Source organism: Sphingobacterium bovistauri, from assembly GCF_020295405.1.
Lineage (GTDB): Bacteria > Bacteroidota > Bacteroidia > Sphingobacteriales > Sphingobacteriaceae > Sphingobacterium > Sphingobacterium bovistauri.
Window position 1 is genome coordinate 1 of sequence record NZ_JADEYP010000054.1, and the last position, 4,954, is coordinate 4,954.

6 protein-coding genes are annotated in these 4,954 nt (G+C 35.7%); 1 reads left to right on the forward strand and 5 read right to left on the reverse strand.

Going from position 1 to position 4,954, the window contains the following annotated elements; genetic code table 11:
* Window positions 1–244: 244 nt before the first annotated feature.
* The 3 genes from IPZ78_RS17010 to IPZ78_RS17020 all read right to left on the reverse strand — a co-directional run bounded on the left by IPZ78_RS17010 (window position 245) and on the right by IPZ78_RS17020 (window position 3,456).
* Window positions 245–1,498: a metallophosphoesterase gene (locus IPZ78_RS17010; RefSeq protein WP_225555176.1), complete on the reverse strand. Its 1,254-nt coding sequence runs from the start codon at window positions 1,496–1,498 to the stop codon at window positions 245–247.
* A 9-nt stretch (window positions 1,499–1,507) separates the two neighbouring features.
* Entirely contained in the window at window positions 1,508–2,536 is a 1,029-nt protein-coding gene (hemH, locus tag IPZ78_RS17015; RefSeq protein WP_225555177.1) for a ferrochelatase, read from the reverse strand.
* 71 nt (window positions 2,537–2,607) lie between these two features.
* Window positions 2,608–3,456 carry a 4-hydroxy-3-methylbut-2-enyl diphosphate reductase gene (locus IPZ78_RS17020; RefSeq protein ID WP_225555178.1) on the reverse strand — a complete coding sequence of 283 codons (849 nt, stop codon included), beginning with the start codon at window positions 3,454–3,456 and terminating at the stop codon, window positions 2,608–2,610.
* 130 nt (window positions 3,457–3,586) lie between these two features.
* On the opposite strand from IPZ78_RS17020, the gene IPZ78_RS17025 reads away from it, so the two are divergent.
* Complete coding sequence (locus tag IPZ78_RS17025; protein WP_225555179.1) at window positions 3,587–4,006, forward strand: nucleoside-diphosphate kinase; 420 nt, start codon at window positions 3,587–3,589, stop codon at window positions 4,004–4,006.
* A gap of 56 nt (window positions 4,007–4,062) precedes the next feature.
* Here IPZ78_RS17025 and IPZ78_RS17030 read toward each other — a convergent pair whose 3' ends face one another.
* A complete protein-coding gene (locus tag IPZ78_RS17030) occupies window positions 4,063–4,737 on the reverse strand; it encodes a DUF2490 domain-containing protein (RefSeq protein ID WP_225555180.1) in 675 nt (224 codons plus the stop codon).
* A gap of 105 nt (window positions 4,738–4,842) precedes the next feature.
* On the reverse strand, window positions 4,843–4,947 hold the full coding sequence (locus tag IPZ78_RS17420; RefSeq protein ID WP_225554781.1) for an IS3 family transposase: 105 nt from the start codon (window positions 4,945–4,947) through the stop codon (window positions 4,843–4,845).
* Between the last annotated feature and the right edge of the window lie 7 nt (window positions 4,948–4,954).

Here is a 4,954-nt window from a genome sequence, read left to right on the forward strand (position 1 = left end):
AAAGGAGGGGTATTGCCTCAAAAACAATCGAATTGGGATGCTAGAAAACCAAATAGCAAGTCCAAGTAGGTTAAATCTTTAACAAGGCCATTAAAAAGCAAACTTCCAGAAATCCTTTAAACAAAAATGACTGAGTAAGGTAAATCATATACTCAGTCATTTCTTTAAGTCTCATTAAAAGTTGAGACTTTTTCAGTGCCCTCGAATATTCTAAAGGCATTTTTGTTTTATTTTAAAAGCTATTTTAAGCAGTCACTAGTTCAAAAATTGTTATTTCTGGAACGATCCCAACTCGACCTGGATATCCCAAAAAGCCAAAACCTGTATTAACATACAACTGTTGGTTACCCTCTTGATACAATCCGGCCCATTCTTTATAAATAAACTTTGCGGGACTCCATTGGAAATGCTCACCTCGAACACCAAACTGCATACCATGTGTATGACCAGCAAACATGGCGTCTACATTCGTGTCTAAGACTTGTGCACGCCAATGTGAAGGATCGTGAGAAAGCAAAAGCTTAACAGCTTTATCTTCTGTCCCTAATAAAGCTTTTTTCAAATCACCTTTCTTTGGAAAACGTCCAGTACCCCAATTTTGCACTCCAACAATACTCAGTTCTTCATTTCCTACTTTGATAGAACGATTTTCATCCATCAACAAGTCCCAGCCCATCACACGATGAACATCAAGCATGTCTTTAAAATTCTTTTGTTTGGCAGGACTATCTTCTTTTCCATAATAATAATCGCCATAATCGTGATTACCAAGTACTGAATACACCCCATATTCCGCCTGTAGTTTCGAAAAGATATCTTGGTAATTAGTCATCTCATTAGCTTGATTATTTACCAAATCACCAGTAAAGAAAACTGCATCAGGTTTTTCACCCAACAACATTTCTACTCCACCTAAAACAGCCTTCTTATTATAAAATGAACCAGAATGTACATCAGAAATTTGTGCTATCTTAAAACCATGAAACGCCTTAGGCAAGTTTGGCAGCACCAATCTCTGTCTTCTAATCTGGTAATCATACGCTCCAGATATTATCCCCCAGGACAATGGAAATAATGGCAAAGAAGCTACAACCATTCCTGATTTCATCAAAAAATCAGAACGAGAAATACCATGAGTTGGAACTTCTGGTAGTGGCTTTTCTAATTCATCAATATGTTCTTTAACAGTATTATTTTTACGCCCGAAAAGTCTAGTTACCCAAATCCCTCCTCTACGTACATCATCCATAAGAACGATAACGGCATATATAAATTTACTGATCGCCGTCAAAAAGAATGCTACAAGTATTATTGATCTATAAGCCAAAGGGATATTGTATTTATAAGATATAAATAAACCTATCAGTAAACTAATAGAATAACCCCACCACACAAAAGAAAACCATTTCTTTTTAACAAAATCAATCTTTGTCGACCGCAGCGCAAAGAATATGTAAAAATCTAAAACGAATAAAAGAATGGCATTGAATATAAGCATCTTATTATATTAATTTGATAGAACCAGTCGTTTTAAAGATTGGATCCATCTTGGATTATCATTTAAACTTTCAACCATCGCCACTTCTTCACCACCCATTTCTTTGAACTCATTAGCGTATTCCACTTGAATTTCATCTAATGTCTCTATACAATCAGACACAAATGCAGGACTGAAAACCAACAATCGTTTCACACCTCTATGCGCTAAATCATGTAAAGTATCTGAAGTATATGGTTGTATCCAAGGTGTCTTTCCTAATCTTGATTGAAAACAGACTGTATATTTATCCTTTGAAATGCCAGCTTTTTCGGCAATAGCCCTAGTTGTAGCATAACATTGAGAAACATAACAAAAAGTATTCGTTTCCTTTTTACATGTGTCGCAACCCGTATCAGGACAAACTAATTTACCCGAAGGGTCAACTTTACCTAATTGACGAACAGGCAATCCATGATAACTAAATAAAACATGGTCGAATGAATCTATATCATGACGCAGCCCATGCTCAGCATAGGTTTCAATCATCAAATCATCCTCGCAAAAACTACTTACGAAAGAAACTTTAGGAATATATTGCCATGTACGTATAATTTCCATTACCTTGTCTATTACTGACCCAGATGTAGCAGATGCGTATTGTGGAAACAAAGGAATAACCTTGATGCTCTCTAAATACATACCTTGCATTTTCTCCAACGCTGATTCAATAGATGGATTTTGGTAACGCATCGCCAATTCCACATGATATTCTTCTCCCAGTTGCTCTTGAAGCATCTTTTGCTGAAGAATAGAATAATACATTAAAGGAGAACCATTGACTTCGTCCCAAATAGTTGAGTAAGTTTCGGCAGATGCAGCAGCACGCTTTGGAACGATTACACCTTTTACCAACAGATTTCTTCCCAACACTGGGATATCCATTACACGTCCATCCATTAAAAACTCTGTCAAATATCTTCTAACCGCTGGAGCAGAAGGAGCATCAGGAGTGCCTAATTGCACCAATAAAACACCTTTTTTTCGTTGATTATTCATTGGCACAAAAATAAACAAAATTTATAGTAGACCTTAGTCCGTTATTGAAAATGATAATAACATGACTAGTATTAAAGTTGCTCTAAAGCTGCTTTAACATCACGCATTAACCACATTGGAGTTGAAGTAGCTCCACAAATACCTATAGTGTCCTCACTATTGAATATTGCAGCGTCTAACTCATCGACTCCAGATATAAAATATGTATTAGGATTTGCAGCCTTACACACATCGTGAAGCACTTTGCCATTAGAAGATTTTTTACCAGAAACGAAAACTATTTTGTCATAGTTACGTGCAAATTCATCTAAATCTTCATAGCGATTAGAGACTTGACGACAAATGGTGTCATTCGCTTTGACATCATATCCACGTTTGATAAGCTCATCTTTAATCGCGTAAAACTTATCGACACTTTTGGTTGTTTGGCTATATAAAGTAAATGAACTTGGGAGTTCAATTTGATTTAATTCGTCTATATCTTGAAATACAATAGCCTCATTATTCGTCTGTCCTTGCAAGCCAATAACCTCAGCGTGACCATGCTTTCCAAATATCAAAATTTTCTCATCGCCATCATACGATGTTTTAATACGATTCTGCAATTTAAGAACAACTGGACAAGAGGCATCTATTAAGGTAATATTATTTTCAAGCGCTATCTTATATGTCTCAGGCGCTTCCCCGTGCGCACGGATTAACACCTTCTCATTCTGCAATGTAGGTAAAGCTTCATGACTGATAATGCGAAGCCCCTTGTTTTTCAATCGAGCTACTTCTTCATCATTATGGACAATATCACCTAAGCAATACAAATAACCATCTTGCTCCAAGATTTCTTCAGCCATATCAATGGCATATACAACCCCAAAGCAAAAGCCTGAATCTTTATCTATCGTAACTTGCAGATTTTTTGACATATCACAAAGTTAGTAATAAGATTTGTTCCGTGAAATAGGTTCAAAAATTCCTTATAAAAGAATGACTTTAATATTTCTTTATATTTTTTTCATTTTCCTTACCTTTGCAAAAAATTTGATAAAAAAGGTTATGGCAACTAACAGAACTTTCACGATGATTAAACCAGATGCAGTAGCAAATGGACACATCGGAGCTATTTTAAACGACATTATTGCAGGCGGATTCAAAATCGTAGCAATGAAATATATTCAATTGACAGAAGAGTCGGCTGGAAATTTTTATGCTGTTCACAAAGAAAGACCTTTCTATGGCGAATTAGTTAGCTTTATGACTTCTGGTCCTATCGTAGCTGCTATTTTGGAAAAAGAAAACGCTGTTGAGGATTTCCGTACATTAATCGGTGCTACTAACCCTGCTGAAGCTGCAGAAGGTACTATCCGTAACAAATACGCTAAATCTATCGACGCAAACGCTGTTCACGGCTCTGACTCTGATGAGAACGCACAAATCGAAGGTAACTTCTTCTTCTCTCAATTTGAAAGATTTTAATCTTACTTGAAAGAGATAACAAACAACGGTCAATCTATAAGATTGACCGTTGTTTGTTATCTCCAATTCATCTTATGATGCACTGAAAGTAGCAAATGATTTGTTCCATTATTTGAACCAACATTTTGTCTCATATACCCAACTTGAGCTCCTAAGTTTTTCTTGAATTTATAACCAAGACCTGCATAAGCTCTATTTCTATCAAAAGCTTTTATTGATCTATCCGAAGAAAGGTTAACAAAAAGTTCATCATAAAACGCCAAATATGTTCCATGCTTATCAAATTGCTTATTACTCAGTGGCACATCGGCAAATAAACAATATCGCACACGACCTCTGAAATCTTGCCCTTCTATAAATCTTTCTTCTAAACGAAATCTATGACGAATTTTTGATGATTTCACCCCATGTGACACAACCGCTTCTTGGTAAACTCTGTGCTCCGAAAACGAATTATTAGGTGTGCCTTCTGCCTCTGAATGCACAAACGCATACCCCAAAGTACCTTGAACTAACGAGCTAAATTGATACTGCCCACCTACTCTTACCAAAGTTTGATTATGATCTCCCAACAACTTGTAATCTCGCAATTGTAATTCGTGATGAATACTAAATTTTGACTCCTTAATTTGCGTATTCCCAAAATAAATAGCCCAGCCCTGAACTGATTGGGCTATAGAAATATTGAATAGTATTGAATTAAAAAATAGGATTAAAATTAGCTTTCTCATCCTCCTAAAATAAAAGCTTCAAGCTAATATCACGAATATTGGATGTAACAATACTTATATAAAAAAGGGTGATTTAATGGACTGCGCCCCAAAAGTTAGACGAATTTATGCAATCTTTTTGAAATAATGAGCTCGGTATTCTATCGGGCTCATTCCTTTTAAATTTGATTTAATTCTAACCTTATTATAGTAATTGATATAACTTATTATTTCCTTT